Genomic DNA, 15,025 nt, shown 5'->3' with positions numbered 1-15,025 from the left:
GGACGCATGAGTTCCGATACCTACGACTTCGTCATCGTCGGCGGTGGCTCGGCGGGCTGCGCGCTGGCGAACCGGCTCTCGGCCGACCCGGCGAACAAGGTCCTCGTCCTGGAAGCGGGCCGGTCGGACTACAAGTGGGACGTCTTCATCCACATGCCGGCCGCGCTGACGTTTCCGATCGGGTCGAAGTTCTACGACTGGGGCTACCGCAGCGAGCCCGAGCCGCACATGAACCGCCGCCGCATCTACCACGCGCGCGGCAAGGTGCTCGGCGGGTCGTCCAGCATCAACGGGATGATCTTCCAGCGCGGCAACCCGATGGACTACGAGCGCTGGGGCGGCGACCCGGGGATGTCCACTTGGGACTACGCGCACTGCCTGCCCTACTTCAACCGCATGGAAAACTGCCTGGCGGACGCACCGGACGGGAAGTGGCGCGGCCACGACGGTCCGCTGGAGCTGGAGCGCGGGCCGGCGTCGAACCCGTTGTTCCAGGCCTTCTTCGACGCCGCCGAGCAGGCGGGCTACCCGCGCACCGACGACGTCAACGGCTACCGGCAGGAGGGTTTCGCCGCGTTCGACCGCAACGTCCGGAAAGGACGGCGGCTGTCGGCGGCGGGCGCGTACCTGCACCCGGTGATGAACCGGCCCAACCTGACGGTGAAGACGCACGCGTTCGTGTCGCAGATCCTCTTCGACGGCACGCGCGCGATCGGTGTCGAGTACGCGCAAGGCCGGAACGCGCCGGGCGAGGTGTACGGCAAGGAGATCATCCTCTGCGGCGGCGCGATCAACAGCCCGCAGCTGCTGCAGCTGTCCGGCGTCGGCAACGCGGCGGACCTGGAGAAGCTCGGCATCGATGTCGTCAAGGACCTGCCTGGGGTCGGCGAGAACCTGCAGGACCACCTGGAGGTGTACATCCAGTACGCCTGCAAGCAGCCGGTGTCGATGCAGCCGTCGCTGGCGAAGTGGAAGCGGCCCTACATCGGCGCGCAGTGGCTGTTCCTGCGCTCCGGGCCGGCCGCGACCAACCACTTCGAGGGCGGCGGGTTCGTCCGGTCCAACGACGAGGTGAAGTACCCGAACCTGATGTTCCACTTCCTGCCGGTGGCGATCCGCTACGACGGTTCGGCGCCGACGGGCGGCCACGGCTACCAGGTGCACGTCGGCCCGATGTACGCCGACACCCGCGGCTCGGTGAAGATCACTTCGACCGACCCCCGGCAGCACCCGGCGATCAAGTTCAACTACCTGTCCACCGAAACCGACCGGCGCGAGTGGGTCGAGGCCGTGCGGGTGGCGCGGAAGATCCTCAACCAGTCCGCGCTTGACCCGTTCAACGACGGCGAAATCTCGCCGGGCCCGTCCGTGGAGACCGACGAGGAGATCCTCGACTGGGTCGCCCGCGACGCCGAGACCGCGCTCCACCCGTCGTGCACGGCCAAGATGGGCGTGGACGAGAAGTCCGTCGTCGACCCGCGGACGATGCGGGTGCACGGCACCGAGGGCCTGCGCGTGGTCGACGCGTCGGTCATGCCCTACATCACCAACGGCAACATCTACGCGCCGGTGATGATGACCGCCGAGAAGGCCGCCGACCTGATCCTCGGCAACACCCCGCTGGCCCCGGTCGAGCTGCCCTTCTACCGGCACGGCGAGAACTAGCCCGGACGTCGCAGCGCCCGTACCGCCATCCTCGGTACGGGCCTTCGACGTGCCCGGGTTATCCGTTAGCGGGTAACGAAAACTACCGGGGCGTACCCCTTGACGGCGCCTGGCCGGGGATTCAGACTTTGTTGCGGATCACAGTCGATGTTCCCCTATGCGCAACAGTCTCGGAGGACCCATGATTCGCGCATGCACGGTGGACGAGCTGCCCCCCGGTGAGTCCGTCCGGATCGCCGGGGCTCCCGCCATCGCGGTGTTCCACACCGAAGCCGGGGAGCTGTACGCCATCGACGACACGTGCACCCACCAGGACGCCTCCCTGGCCGACGGCTGGCTCGAGGGCTGCTTCGTCGAATGCCCGCTGCACGCGGCGATGTTCGACCTGCGCACGGGCATGCCGACCTGCCTGCCGGCGAAGGTCCCGGTGCGCACCTACCCCGTCCTCGTCGACGACGGCGTCGTCTACGTCCAGGGCGTGGCCGGCGAGGACGCCGCGTGAAGCGGGTCGCCGTCGTCGGTGCCTCGCTCGCCGGGGTCCGCGCCGCGCAGGAGCTGCGCGCGCAGGGTTACGACGGCGGGATCGTGCTGATCGGTGAGGAGCGGCACCTGCCCTACGACCGGCCGCCGCTGTCCAAGGCGTTCCTGGCCGGGACCGCTTCGCCCGCTTCCCTGGAACTGCTCGACGCGGGCGACCTCGCGTCCCTGGCCCTGGACTTCCGGCTCGGCGTGCGGGCGACGGCACTGGAGCCGTCGAACCGCCGGGTCCTGCTGTCGGACGGCGGATCGGTGCACGCGGACGGCGTCGTCATCGCCACCGGCGGCCGGGCGCGCACGCTGCCGGGCTTCGAGGGCGCTTTCGTGTTGCGGACGCTCGACGACGCCGTCGCCCTGCGCGCGGCGCTGGTGCCCGGGGTCCGCGTGGTCGTCGTCGGGGCCGGGTTCATCGGGGCCGAAGTGGCTTCGACGTGCCGCTCCCTCGGTCTCGACGTCGTCGTCGTGGAAGCTCTGCCCGCTCCGCTGGCCCCGGTGCTGGGCCCGGAACTGGCGGCGGTGTGCGCGCGGCTGCACCGCGACCACGGCACGGACCTGCGCTGCGGCGTCGCGGTGGCGGGCATGTCCGAGGCGGGCGTCCACCTGGCCGACGGTTCGCTGATCCCGGCCGACGTGGTCGTCACCGGCGTCGGCATGGCCCCGGCGACGGACTGGCTGGCGGGCTCGGGGTTGCCGGTCGGCAACGGCGTCCACACGGACGCGGGGCTGGCGACGTCGCTGCCGGCCGTGGTCGCGGTCGGCGACGTCGCCCGTTACCACGCCGACGGCGCCGGACGGCGGCACGAGCACTGGACGAACGCGTCGGAGCAGGCCCCGGTCGCGGTGGCGAACCTGCTGGCCGGGCGGACCACGCGGACGTACGAGCCGAGCGGCTACGTCTGGTCGGACCAGTACTCGGGGACGCTGCAGCTGGCCGGGCACCCGCGCCCGGACGACACGCTCTCGTTCGTCGACGGCGACCCGGCGTCCTCGTCGTTCGTGGCGACGTTCCAGCGCGACGGCGCGACGGTCGGGGTGTTCGCGCTGAACAACGCGAAGCTGTTCAACCGCCTGCGCCGCCAAGCCCTCCGGCGCCCGGCCGCGGTCTGACCAACCCGCTCTCGACGGCGAGCCGCACCAGCCCCGCGCGACGGCGCTCGCCGGTTTTGCCGCGGATCAGCTCGAGGAAGCGCCGCACCGTGCGCAAGCTCAGCGAGAGCCGGTCGGCGATTTCGTCATCCGTGAGCCCTTCCGCCACGGCCTGCAGGACCCGCAACTCCTGTGGGGTCAGCTGATGCTGCGCGGCCTGGCGTTCCGCCGCGATCACCGGCACCGCGGCGAACTCGGCGGGCACCGCGACTTCCCCGCGGACCACGGTCTCGATCGCTCGGACTATCGCGTCGGCGTCCGCGTCCTTGCTCAGCACCCCCTGCGCCCCCGCCCGCAACGCCTCCAGCGTGAGTTCGGCGGTCGCCCAGGCGGTGACGATCAGCACCCGGATGGCCGGATCGGCCGACCGGATCCGCGCGGCCGCGTCGATGCCCGTCATCCCGCGCAGGCCGTGGTCCATCAGGATGAGGTCGGGCCGCGTGTCCAGGGCCACGGAGACGGCTTCCTCGCCGCTGCCGGCCGTGCCCACGACCGTGTGCCCGGCGGAGTGCATCAGCTGCACGATCGCGTGCAGGTAGAGCGGGTGGTCTTCGACGATCACCAGTCGCACCGGGAAACTCGCGTCGGCGACCGGCTCCGCGGGCGGCTCGGCCGCCAACGGCCCCTGCGGTCGCCGGGCTTCGGCCCAGAGCGCGCGAAACCGGCCGATGTCGCCGTCGAGCGCCGACACCACGGCTTCCAGCGCCGGCCAGGTCGGCAGGGCCGCGCTCGCCAGCACGCGGTGGGCGGTGTCCCGGCTGACCCCGCCCTGCTGCGCGATCACGCGCACGCCGGGCGCTCCCGCGCGCAGGTACACCTCGTGGAGTGCGTCGACGAGCCGCCGGTGTGCCCCTGGCGGCACTTCCGGCTTGCCGACCACCGCCACGGCATCTCCTCGTCCAGCGTCAGACTACGTCAGATCCGGCTGCGCGCCGCCCGCCTCGTAGCGAGCAACGTGTGACAGAAATGGGAAATTTCGTCCGACTTCGTCAGAAACTATGGCAATTATGACGGCCGCTCGGGGAAGATGGCAAGGCCCCCTCGTCCGGACACCTGGAGCCGGTGATGAGCTTGGACCCCGCCCTCGCGGCTGCCATCGCCGGCGGTTCCGGTTTACCCGTGCTCATCTACGGCATCGCGCGGATCGCCGACCGGGTGGTGTTCCTGCTCGGCCTGCGCATGTTGCTGCGCCGGGCCAGACCCCGGGCCAGCGACGCCGTCCTGTCCGACTACATCACCCACCACGCCCCGCGTGCCCGCCGCCACCCGTCGGCGCCGCCCTAGCCGGACGGTCGTCACCCGAAGCCTCAACCGGGGTTTCAAAGATACGCTTCAGCCACATGGAGCTGACCCTCGACGAACTCCGCGCGCTGACGGGCTGGGCCGCGGCCTGCGCCGCGCGGGTCCTGCCGCTGTACGAGGCCCGCGTCCCCGGCGACGACCGCCCCCGCGCGGCGATCGGCGCGGCGCGGGCGTTCGCCGCCGGAGCCGCCCGCACGAAACTGCTGCGCACGACGGCCTGGGCCGCACTGGCGGCGGCGGGCGAGACCACCGATCCGGTCGCGTCTTCCGCCGCCCGGGCCGCGGTGGCCGCGGCCGGAGCGGCGTACCTGCACCCGCTGGAGTCACCGCACCAGGTGAAGCACATCGTCGGCCCGGCTCAGCACGCCGCGTCGGCCCGCGAGCTGGCGGGCGGCGACGCGGAGGCAGAGCTCCGCTGGGCCCTCGCCCAGGCCCCGCCGGAGGTCCCCGAACTGCTGCGCCGCTTCCCACCCGGCAAGCCGGGCCGCACCCGCCTCGGCGAACTGCACCGGCAGCTGGAGACGGCCCTGCGCGTCACCGGGGGCTGATCTGCCTGACGGGCGCCTTCTTGTCGCGGAGCATGCCCCGGACCGCGCGGACGACGGGGTCGATGCCCGTCCCCGCCAGCCGGGCCTGGTGGTCGGGGTGGCGGCCGTCGGAGATGCCGACGACGATCGCACTCCGGTCCCCGCTCGAGACGACCAGCCGGAACTCGTGCAGCAGCGTCCGCTCGAACCGGTGGTCGCCGTCGTCGGCGTCCGCGATCTGCGCGGTGACGCGGGTGCCCTCGCGGATCGCCGTCGAGACGGCCACCACGTCCGCGTAGTGGTACTCGTGGGTCTCTTCCTGGAACAGGCCGGCCACCCGCAGGTCGATCACGCACCGGTAGAGCCCCAGGTGGTAGTCGGTCGGGCAGATGACCAGGACGGCGTACTGCGAGAACCGCCAGACGCCGTCCCGGCCGACCACCGCCCCGGACGTCGGGACCGGGCCGGTGACGACCAGCGGCTCGCGCGGGGCCTCCTCGCGGAGGGGCTGGGCCAGCGGGTCCCAGTCCGCGGGCTCGAGTTCGAGGTCCTCGGCGGTCAGGTCGAGCCGGTCCAGCGCGCGGAGCCGGACCTTGGCCAGCTCGTGGTCGCGGATCTTGTCGATGATGGCGTCCCGCGGCTTGGGCAGGGCGGCCTCGCGGGCGTCGCGGTAGGCCTCGAACAGCGGGAAACCGCGCACCACGGCGACTCCACCGCCGATGACGAGCGGGATCCCGGCCGGCCAGGAACCCGCCATCGAGAGGGCGACGCCGACCAGGAGCAGGGCGGCCCCGCCGAGCAGGAACCCCCAGACGCGTTGGCGTTCCCGCTCGCCCGGTACCGGCGCGAAGTAGCGGTCGACGACTTCCCGGCGGTCTTCGCCGTAGTCGGAGCCCGTCATGCCCGCTCCCCCATTCCCTGGCTCTCGGCCAGGAATCGCCACACCCGGTTCTCCGTCGCGGTGACGTGGTCGAGGATCGTCCGCACGGCTTCGGGATCGGCCGCGGCGACGAGCTCGGCCAGCAGGCCGGAAACCGGCCCGCCGCGCTCCCAGCACCGCCCCCGGTCCTCGTCGGTCAGCAGCAGGAGGAGCCGGGCGTGCGGGAGGTGCGCGACGCGCCGGAGCCGGTCGCGCACCTCGGCCAGCTCCCGGCTCGACCTGACCCGGTGCGGCCGGTTGCCGCGCAGCAGCGCCAGCGCGAGGAAGAAGTCCAGCTCGGGATCCGCCGGTGCCGCCCGGGTGAGGTCCGCGACGGCGGCCTCGTAGTCCTTGCGCCGCAACGCCCACAGCCCGTCGGCCCGGAAGTCCCGCTCGGGTTCCGCGTGGTGGTGGACGTCGCCGATGTGCAGGTCGCCGACCGTGCCGGCTTGGACGACCGTGCCGTACACGACGCCGCGCACGGTGTTCCGCGTCTGGTATCCGGGCTGTTCCATGGCCCTGTAGTCGCCGGTGCCCGCCCCGGTGTTCCGCACCGGAGCAGAACCAGCCGAACGGACGAACGGGGCTAGAGCGCGAGGGCGTCCAGATCGGACTCCAGGCGGGCGCGCCAGGTCCACCGCCGCTCCGTCGTATCCACGCCCTCCCCCGCCGGCGGGCCCAGCGGCAGCGCCTGGTCCTTGATCTTGAACGTCACCCGGTACGCCAGCACCGAAGCCGCCGTGCGGATCCACGTGTCGCCGGAAGTTCCCGTCGGCGGAGCCACCCCCAGCGCGTGGCCGAACCACGTCGGCAGCAGCGCGTTCGAGCCCAGCGCGTCGGTGATGCGGGTGCGCAGGCGGACCTGCAGGTCGTGCCACGCGCGTTCGGCGCGCTCCAGCTGCGGCAGCACCCGCGCGTCGACCGCGTCCGCCTCGCGCAGGGCCAGCCGGGCCTGGTCCGCCGCGGCCTCCGCCGCCGGGATCTCCTCGTCCAGCAGCGTGCGGCGCCGGGTCGTCAGCGCGCGCAGCCGGGACTCCGCGTCGCCGCGGCCGCGGGTGCCGCGGTCGGTGGCCGCCAGGACGCCGATGACGTCCAGCAGGTCGGCATCGCACCGGGACAAGGCTGCCTGCACCGAAGGCAGCCGCGCTATCTCGTCGGAGTACCGCGCGCGCTGCTCCTTCGTGACGAGCTCCTTGTGCAGGTCGTCCCACCGCGCCGCCTCGGCCGCGAGCGCGCGCGTCTCCGCGCCGACGTCGTCGAGGTCGGCCTGCGGGACGCCGTCGGACACGCGGACCGCGCGCTCCAGCGCGTGCACCTGCTGCTGCAGCCGTTCCAGCCGGCGGCCGAGCAGGTCGATCCGGTCCTGCTGGCGGTGGGTGTCGCCGCGGTCGAGCTTCTCGGTCAGGTCGGCGACGTCCTGGCGCACCCGGTCGTCGGTCTCCTCGACGGCCGCGCGCAGCCCGTCGACCGCCGCGAACAGCTCGTCGAGGTCGCGCCGCGTCGTGTCGACGGGCTCGGCGTACTCCTGCTCGAACTCGGGGTCGTCGCCGTAGGTCGCGTAGCCGTGGCTCACGGGATCCGGCTTTCCCGCCATAGCAGCCCGGCCGTGGCCGCGACCCCCAGCGCCGCCAGGATCGTGCAGACCACCGACGGCGGCCACGGGATCAGCGCGCCCGCCAGCAGCCCGGCCGTCACGCTGCCCGCCCACGCCGCCCGCGTCCGCTCGCGGATGACGTCGCCGACGCGGCGGACCGGCGCGAAGCCGATCCACAGGCCCGCGGCGAACAGCGGGACCAGCGCGAGCAGCCACCCCGGCGAGAGCACCTCGAACAGCACGAGCGCCCCGGCGACCAGCGGCACCAGCACCGGCGCGGCGGCGAACCACACGACCGCGCGTTGCGTCGCCGCGTGCCGGGCCTCGAGTTCGGCGTTGGCGAGCCGGTGCTCGGCCTCGTCGAACGCGACCTCGGCGTCGAGCAGCCGGTGGGCGCTCGCGACGAGCCCGTCCATCGCTTCGACGTCGCCGGGCGGGGTCGCCAGCCCGTCGCGCAGGTCCTGCTTGAGCCGGGTCACCCGGCCTTCCGCCAGGTCGCGGTCGTGCTGGGCTGGAGTCGTCACGCGGACACCATAAGTGCCAGATCCGTCACCACCGGCCAACGCCGCCGGTGCGTCTACAAATCACCGAGGGCGGTGACGGGTGACTCCACGCAGTCGGCGACGAACCGCAGGAACCCGCCCGCCGTGCCGCCGTCGCACACGCGGTGGTCGAAGGCCAGCGTCAGCTCGCAGACCTTCCGCACCGCCAGCGCGCCGTCGACCACCCACGGCCGGTCGATGATCCGGCCGATGCCGAGGATCGCGGCCTCGGGGTGGTTGATGATCGCGGCCGAGCCGTCGACGCCGAAGACGCCGTAGTTGTTGACGGTGAAGGTGCCGCCGGTCAGGTCCGCGGGGGCCAGCTTCCCGTCCCGCGCGGTGCGGGCGCGGTCGCCGATCGCCGCCGAAAGGTCGCGGGTGGACAGCGCGCCGGCGTCGCGCACCACCGGCACGACGAGCCCGCGGTCGGTCTGCGCGGCGAACCCGAGGTGGATCTCGTCCAGCACGACGATCTCGTCGCCCTCGACGCGCGAGTTCAGCTCCGGGTACTTGCGCAGCCCGGCGACGGCGAACCGCGCGATCAGCCCGAGCAGGCTCACCGGCCGGTCCGTCCCGGCGTTGAGGGCCGCCCGCGCGGCGACCAGCCCGGTCGCGTCGACGTCGACCCAGACCGTGGCCTCCGGGATCTCGCGCCGGGACGTCGTCAGCTTGTCGGCGACGGCCTTGCGCACGCCGGTCAGCGGGATCCGCTTCCCCTTCGCGACGGGCTTCTTCAGCGCCGCCTCGACGTCCGCGCGGCGGATGATGCCGTCCGCGCCGGAGGCGGTGACCTTCGCGAGGTCGAGCCCGTTGTCGGCGGCCAGCTTCCGGACGAACGGCGAGATGACGCCGGGCGCCTTGGCCTTCGGGGCGGGTGCTTCGGGACGCCGCACGCGCTTGCGCCGCGTCGACGGCGCGGTGCCGTAGCCGATGAGGACGTTGCCGCTGCCGGCGGAGGTCGTGACGCCGGGCTCGGCGAACCCGCCGACGCTCAGCAGCGGCGCGCCGACCGGCAGCAGCTGCCCCGGCGTGCCGTGCAGCGCGGACACCACGCCGGCGAACGGCACCGGCACCTCGACCGCGGCCTTCGCCGTCTCGACCTCGACGACGATCTGGTCGACCTTCACCGTGTCGCCCACGTTGACGTGCCAGGTGAGGATGGCCGCCTCGGTCAGGCCTTCGCCGAGGTCCGGCAGCAGGAAGTCAGGCACCGGCCACCACCGGGGTGTCGTTCCACTGCAGGCGCGCGACGGTGTCGAGGATCCGGTCGACGTCGGGCAGCGTGTGCCGCTCCAGCTTCGGCGCCGGGTAGGGGATGTCGAGCCCGGTCACCCGCAGGACGGGCGCGTGCAGCTGGTGGAAGCACTGTTCGGTGACGCGCGCGACGACCTCGGCGCCGTAGCCGCCGAAGCCCGCGGCCTCGTGCACGACCACCGCGCGGCCGGTGCGGCGCACCGACGCCGTCACGGTCTCGTCGTCGAACGGCGAGAGCGAGCGCAGGTCGACGACCTCGACGTCCCAGCCCTCGTCCTTCGCGGCCTCCGCGGTTTCCAGCGCGGTGGCGACCATCGGGCCGTACGCGATGAGCGTGACGTCCTTGCCGTGGCGGCGCACCACGGCCTTGTCCATGGGCGGGCTCTTCCGGGCGAACGAAACCTCTTCGCCGGACCAGTAGCGCGCCTTGGGTTCGAGGAACACGACCGGGTCCGGCGACTCGATGGCGTCGCGGAGCAGGTCGTAGGCGTCCTGCGCGGTGCCCGGCGTGACGACGCGCAGGCCCGGCGTGTGCGTGTAGTAGGCCTCGCTGGAGTCGCAGTGGTGCTCGACGCCGCCGATGCCGCCGGCGTAGGGGATCCGGATGACCATCGGCAGCGAGAGCGCGCCGCGGGTGCGGTTGCGCAGCTTCGCCACGTGCGACGTGATCTGCTCGAAGGCGGGGTAGGCGAAGGCGTCGAACTGCATCTCGACGACCGGGCGGAACCCGCCCATGGCCATCCCGACGGCGAACCCGACGATCCCGGACTCGGCGAGCGGCGTGTCGAAGCAGCGGCTCTCGCCGAAGTCGGCGGTGATCCCGTCGGTGACCCGGAAGACCCCGCCGAGCGCGCCGACGTCCTCGCCGAACACGAGCACCCGGTCGTCGTCCTTGAGCGCGTCCCGCAGGGCGGCGTTGAGCGCCTGCGCCATCGTCGTCGTCATCAGGCCTCCAGCTCGGCTTCGAGCGCCGCCCGCTGGGCCGCCAGCTGGCGGGTCGGTTCGGCGTAGACGTGGTCGAACAGCGACAGCGGGTCGAGCTCGGGCTCGGCGTTCAGGGTGTCGCGGACGGTCTGGGCGAACTCTTCGGCTTCGGCGTGGCAGAGCTCGATTTCGTTCTCGCTCAAGGCGTTCCGGCCCTTGAGGTACGTCTCGAGCCGCCGCAGCGGGTCCGCTTCGCGCCACTTCTCGACTTCGCCGGCTTCGCGGTAGCGGGTGGCGTCGTCGGCGTTGGTGTGGGCGTCGATGCGGTAGGTGTGCGCCTCGACGAGCACCGGGCCCTTGCCTTCGCGGGCGTGCCTCACGGCGTCGTCGAGGACGGCGAGGACCGCGACGGCGTCGTTGCCGTCGACCTGCTCCGCGCGCATGCCGTAGCCGATGCCCTTGTACGCCAACGCTTCCGCGGCGCTCTGCTTCTCGAAGGGGACGGAGATGGCGTAGCGGTTGTTCTGCACGAAGAACACCGCGGGCGCCTTGAAGACGGCGGCGAAGTTGAGCGCCTCGTGGAAATCTCCCTCACTGGTGGCGCCGTCCCCGATGAGCGCGAGCGCGACGGCGTCCTCGCCGCGGCGCTGCATCGCGTGCGCGAGCCCGGCGGCGTGCAGGGTCTGCGTGGCGAGCGGAGTGCACTGCGGCGCTACGCGCGTCTCGGCCGGGTCGTAGCCGCAGTGCGCGTCGCCGCGAAGCAGCGTCAGGACTTCGCCGGGCTGGAGGCCGCGCGCGATGAGGGCGACCGAGTCCCGGTAGGTGGGGAAGAGCCAGTCCTGCTCGCTCAGCGTGAGCGCGGCGGCGACCTGGCAGGCTTCCTGGCCGGCGCTGGAGGGGTAGACGGCGAGCCGGCCCTGCTTGGTGAGCGCGGTGGCCTGGACGTCGAACCGGCGCCCCAGGACCATCAGCCGGTAGGCCGCTTTCAGCCGGTCTTCGGCGGGCTCGGCGTACCCCTCGTGCAGCTCGACGCGGCTCCCGTCCTCGGCCAGGAACCGCACCGGGGTCGCGGACGGCAACAAGGTCTTCACGGACACCACCTCTCGCAGACATATGATGCTGAAATGGTGGTTCTCGGCGGTGTTGTGTTCAAGGGTTCGGCAAAATGAGCGACAAACAGTCTTCAGCAGGGTCTTCCGGCGACCAAACGTCCACCGGTGGCCTGGCTCACGGCGGCCTTCCGGGACGAACGGCCCCGGCGCTGGACGACGTCGACCGCGCGATGCTGGCGGAGCTGTCGGCCGACGGCCGGCTGGCGGTGCGGGCGCTGGCGGAGAAGCTGCACATTTCGCGCACGAACGCTTACGCACGGTTGGAAAGACTGATGGCGGAGGGGGTGATCACGGGCTTCGGCGCCCGGATCGACCCGCGCCGGGCGGGGCTGGGGACGTCGGCGTACATCATGGTGACGGTCGAGCAGACGTCGTGGCGGACGATGGCGACGGATCTGCACGAGATCCCGTACGTGGACCACGTGGCGCTGGTGGGCGGGGACTTCGACATCCTGTTGCTGGTGCGGACACCGGACAACCAGACGCTGCGGGACGTGGTGCTGGAGCGGCTGCAGGCGCTGGAGGGGGTGCGCTCGACGCGGACGTGGCTGATCTTCGAGGAACTTCCCGGGTCGGTGCTGAGCTGAGCCGAACGGCCCAAGCGCACTCTCCGACACGCGGGCAAAACCGCTGCCCGCAAGCACCCTTGTCTTTCAGCACCCCACCGATTAGGCAGGACACCACGTGACCTCGTCGCCGGGCGACTCTTATTTTATGTCGAGAAATAACTACCCCGAAACCTATTGACGCCGCTCCCCTCACCCAGTGAGGATCGGCCGGTCCGCCGTTCATCGCAGAATGGACCAGACCATGGCCAGAAGATCCCGCGCGTGGTCCCGTGCGCGCCGAAGTTCGCTCGTCACGCTGATGAGCCTGAGTCTGCTGGGCGGGATCGCCTCGGCGACGCCGGCCCAAGCAGACGCACCCGCCCAGCCCGTGATCGGCCAGCCCGTCAAGGACAAGAACGGCTGCGCCAAGATCGAGAAGAGCCTCCCCACCCTCGCGGACTGGCCCAAGGTCGACAGCCGGTTCAAGGGCAAGGCCGACGACGAGGCGCGCATCGCCCAGATCCTCTCCGGGATGACCCTCGAGGAGAAGGTCGGGCAGATGACGCAGCCCGAGATCACCTCGATCACCCCCGACGAGGTCAAGCAGTACGCCATCGGCTCCGTCCTCAACGGCGGCGGCGCGTGGCCCGGCGGCAACAAGCACGCCACCCAGCAGGACTGGCTGAACCTCGCCGACGCCTACTGGAACGCCTCCAAGACCAGCCGCACCAAGATCCCCGTCATCTGGGGCATCGACGCCGTGCACGGCAACAACAACGTCTACGGCGCCACCGTCTTCCCGCACAACATCGGCCTCGGCGCGGCGCACGACCCGTGCCTCGTCCGCGACGTCGCCGGCGCCACCGCGCGGCAGATCCGCGCCACCGGCCAGGACTGGGCCTTCTCGCCCACCCTCGCCGTCGTCCAGGACGACCGCTGGGGCCGCACCTACGAAGGCTTCTCCGAGGACCCGCGGATCACGCGCTCCTACGGCTTCGAGGCCATCGACGGCCTCCAGGACGGCGCCACCAAGCGCATCGGCTACAACGGCGTGATCGCCACCGCGAAGCACTTCATCGGTGACGGCGGCACGCTCAAGGGCCAGGACCAGGGCGTCAACCCCTCCTCCGAAGCCGACATGATCAACATCCACGGCCAGGGCTACTACGGCGCGCTCGCCGCCGGCAGCCAGACCGTGATGGTGTCGTTCAACAGCTGGACCAACGCCGACCTCGGCATCAACGAGGGCAAGCTGCACGGCAGCGACAAGGCGCTGAACCAGATCCTCAAGGGCAAGATGGGCTTCGACGGCCTGGTCGTGTCCGACTGGAACGGCATCGGCCAGGTCACCGGCTGCACGAACTCCTCGTGCCCGCAGGCGATCAACGCCGGCATCGACATCGTGATGGTGCCCGCCGACTGGAAGGCGTTCATCACCAACACGATCGCCCAGGTGCAGAGCGGCCAGATCCCGATGGCGCGCATCGACGACGCCGTGACCCGCATCCTGCGCGTCAAGCTCCGCGACGGGCTCTTCGAGTCGCAGAAGCCGTCCGACCGCTCCTACGCGAACTCCGACGAGGCGCTGAAGGACAACTGGCTGGCCCGTGACGCGGCCCGCGCGTCGCAGACGCTGCTGAAGAACAACGGCAACGTGCTGCCGCTGAAGCCGTCCTCGAAGGTGCTGGTGGTCGGCAAGAGCGCCGACAACATCCAGAACCAGACCGGCGGCTGGACGTTGAGCTGGCAGGGCACCGGCAACACCAACGCCGACTTCCCGAACGCCACCTCGATCCTGACCGGGATCAAGCAGGACCTCGGCGACGCGAACGTCACGTTCGACGCCACCGGCAGCGTGGACCCGAAGGGGTACGACGCGGTCATCGCGGTCATCGGTGAGACGCCATACGCCGAGGGCGTGGGCGACCTGACCCGCAAGACCCTCGAGGCGTCGAAGCTCTACCCCGAGGACCTGGCCGTGCTGGACAAGGTCAGCGGCAAGGGCACCCCGGTCGTCACCGTCTACGTCGGCGGGCGCCCGCTGTACATGAACAAGGAGATCAACCGCTCCGACGCGTTCGTGGCGGCCTGGCTGCCCGGCACCGAGGGCGGCGGCGTCGCCGACATGCTGGTCAAGGGCAAGGACGGCACCGGCTACCAGGGCACGCTGAGCTACTCGTGGCCGAAGAGCGCGTGCCAGTCGCCGCTCAACCCGTGGTCCCCGGACTACGACCCGCTGTTCAAGCTGGGCTACGGCCTGAAGAGCGGTCAGCGCACGACGATCGGCCAGCTGGACGAGACCCCGGGCCCGGCGACGTGCGGCTCCACCGGCGGCGGCGGGACGGCGACCGAGGACCTGTCGATCTTCGACCGCACCGACGTGCCGCCGTACACGAGCCAGATCGGCTCGGCGGAGAACTGGGGCGGCACGGTTATCGGCCCGGACGCGACCGCGGCGCACAGCGAGATCAACGTCGTCCCGACGGACGTCAACGTGCAGGCCGACGGCCTCAAGGCGACCTGGACGGGCACCGGCGCGGCCCAGCTGTACATGCAGAACACAGCGGGCACGAACGACCTGCGCGGCTACCTCAACGCCGACGCGGCGCTGGAGTTCGACACGATCGTGCAGCAGGCACCGGTCAACCGGACGGTGATCAGCATGCACTGCGTCTACCCGTGCTTCTCCGAGGTGAACGCGACCAAGCTGTTCACCGACCTGGCCGGCGGCGCGAAGACGACGGTGAAGATCCCGGTGTCCTGCTTCAACAACGGGCTGGACTTCGAGCACATCAACACGCCGTTCCTGGTGTACACCGACGCCGCGTTCCAGGCGTCGTTCGCGAACGTGCGGTGGGTGCCGAACGGGGCGAAAGATCCTGATGCGAGACCTTGTTCGAGTTTGACCTAGGTACCGGACCGGGCCGGGAGCGCGAAGCTCCCGGCCCGGTCTTT

Annotated in this window: 15 protein-coding genes; 7 read left to right on the top strand and 8 right to left on the bottom strand. The window is 71.6% G+C overall.

Annotated elements, in window-relative coordinates; translation table 11 throughout:
* Positions 1-6 precede the first annotated feature (6 nt).
* The 3 genes from betA (at position 7) to MUY14_RS46610 (ending at position 3,309) form a co-directional block, all read left to right on the top strand.
* The gene (betA, locus tag MUY14_RS46620; RefSeq protein ID WP_247019532.1) at positions 7-1,665 is read left to right on the top strand and encodes a choline dehydrogenase; all 1,659 of its coding nucleotides are present in this window, start codon (positions 7-9) and stop codon (positions 1,663-1,665) included.
* A 181-nt stretch (positions 1,666-1,846) separates the two neighbouring features.
* Positions 1,847-2,167, top strand: a complete 321-nt coding sequence (locus MUY14_RS46615) for a bifunctional 3-phenylpropionate/cinnamic acid dioxygenase ferredoxin subunit (RefSeq protein WP_247019531.1) — start codon at positions 1,847-1,849, stop codon at positions 2,165-2,167.
* Positions 2,164-3,309 carry an NAD(P)/FAD-dependent oxidoreductase gene (locus MUY14_RS46610; protein WP_247019529.1) on the top strand — a complete coding sequence of 382 codons (1,146 nt, stop codon included), beginning with the start codon at positions 2,164-2,166 and terminating at the stop codon, positions 3,307-3,309. Before MUY14_RS46615 ends, MUY14_RS46610 begins: the two co-directional genes overlap by 4 nt.
* On the opposite strand, the gene MUY14_RS46605 is transcribed toward MUY14_RS46610, so the two are convergent.
* Positions 3,263-4,234 (bottom strand): response regulator transcription factor, encoded by a 972-nt coding sequence (locus MUY14_RS46605; protein WP_247019527.1) that lies wholly within the window; start codon positions 4,232-4,234, stop codon positions 3,263-3,265. The two genes, MUY14_RS46610 and MUY14_RS46605, sit on opposite strands and share 47 nt — an antisense overlap.
* Before the next feature lie 179 nt (positions 4,235-4,413).
* Here MUY14_RS46605 and MUY14_RS46600 point away from each other — a divergent pair, with 179 nt between their 5' ends.
* Positions 4,414-4,632, top strand: a complete 219-nt coding sequence (locus MUY14_RS46600; RefSeq protein ID WP_247019525.1) for a hypothetical protein — start codon at positions 4,414-4,416, stop codon at positions 4,630-4,632.
* 56 nt (positions 4,633-4,688) lie between these two features.
* Positions 4,689-5,198: a putative immunity protein gene (locus tag MUY14_RS46595; RefSeq protein WP_247019523.1), complete on the top strand. Its 510-nt coding sequence runs from the start codon at positions 4,689-4,691 to the stop codon at positions 5,196-5,198.
* Here MUY14_RS46595 and MUY14_RS46590 read toward each other — a convergent pair.
* From MUY14_RS46590 to pdhA, 7 genes are all read right to left on the bottom strand, one after another.
* Positions 5,185-6,078, bottom strand: a complete 894-nt coding sequence (locus MUY14_RS46590) for a hypothetical protein (protein WP_247019521.1) — start codon at positions 6,076-6,078, stop codon at positions 5,185-5,187. The two genes, MUY14_RS46595 and MUY14_RS46590, sit on opposite strands and share 14 nt — an antisense overlap.
* Positions 6,075-6,611, bottom strand: coding sequence for a hypothetical protein (locus MUY14_RS46585; RefSeq protein ID WP_247019519.1), 537 nt, complete (start codon positions 6,609-6,611; stop codon positions 6,075-6,077). Before MUY14_RS46585 ends, MUY14_RS46590 begins: the two co-directional genes overlap by 4 nt.
* A gap of 71 nt (positions 6,612-6,682) precedes the next feature.
* Entirely contained in the window at positions 6,683-7,669 is a 987-nt protein-coding gene (locus tag MUY14_RS46580; protein ID WP_247019517.1) for a hypothetical protein, read from the bottom strand.
* Positions 7,666-8,214, bottom strand: coding sequence for a hypothetical protein (locus MUY14_RS46575; protein WP_247019514.1), 549 nt, complete (start codon positions 8,212-8,214; stop codon positions 7,666-7,668). The genes MUY14_RS46580 and MUY14_RS46575 overlap by 4 nt, the downstream gene beginning before the upstream one ends.
* A 53-nt stretch (positions 8,215-8,267) precedes the next feature.
* A complete protein-coding gene (locus MUY14_RS46570; RefSeq protein WP_247019512.1) occupies positions 8,268-9,443 on the bottom strand; it encodes a dihydrolipoamide acetyltransferase family protein in 1,176 nt (391 codons plus the stop codon).
* Positions 9,436-10,431, bottom strand: coding sequence for an alpha-ketoacid dehydrogenase subunit beta (locus MUY14_RS46565; RefSeq protein WP_247019510.1), 996 nt, complete (start codon positions 10,429-10,431; stop codon positions 9,436-9,438). The genes MUY14_RS46570 and MUY14_RS46565 overlap by 8 nt, the downstream gene beginning before the upstream one ends.
* A complete protein-coding gene (gene pdhA / locus MUY14_RS46560) occupies positions 10,431-11,507 on the bottom strand; it encodes a pyruvate dehydrogenase (acetyl-transferring) E1 component subunit alpha (RefSeq protein WP_247019507.1) in 1,077 nt (358 codons plus the stop codon). The genes MUY14_RS46565 and pdhA overlap by 1 nt, the downstream gene beginning before the upstream one ends.
* Before the next feature lie 125 nt (positions 11,508-11,632).
* Here pdhA and MUY14_RS46555 point away from each other — a divergent pair, with 125 nt between their 5' ends.
* On the top strand, positions 11,633-12,109 hold the full coding sequence (locus tag MUY14_RS46555; protein ID WP_315863311.1) for an Lrp/AsnC family transcriptional regulator: 477 nt from the start codon (positions 11,633-11,635) through the stop codon (positions 12,107-12,109).
* Between the two features lie 280 nt (positions 12,110-12,389).
* Entirely contained in the window at positions 12,390-14,981 is a 2,592-nt protein-coding gene (locus tag MUY14_RS46550) for an exo 1,3/1,4-beta-D-glucan glucohydrolase (protein WP_247019503.1), read from the top strand.
* Positions 14,982-15,025: the final 44 nt, after the last annotated feature.

Source organism: Amycolatopsis sp. FBCC-B4732 (assembly GCF_023008405.1).
In the GTDB taxonomy this organism is placed as follows: domain Bacteria; phylum Actinomycetota; class Actinomycetes; order Mycobacteriales; family Pseudonocardiaceae; genus Amycolatopsis; species Amycolatopsis pretoriensis_A.
The sequence above is the reverse complement of the archived record's forward strand: the minus strand, read 5'-3'. Positions and strand labels throughout refer to the sequence as shown.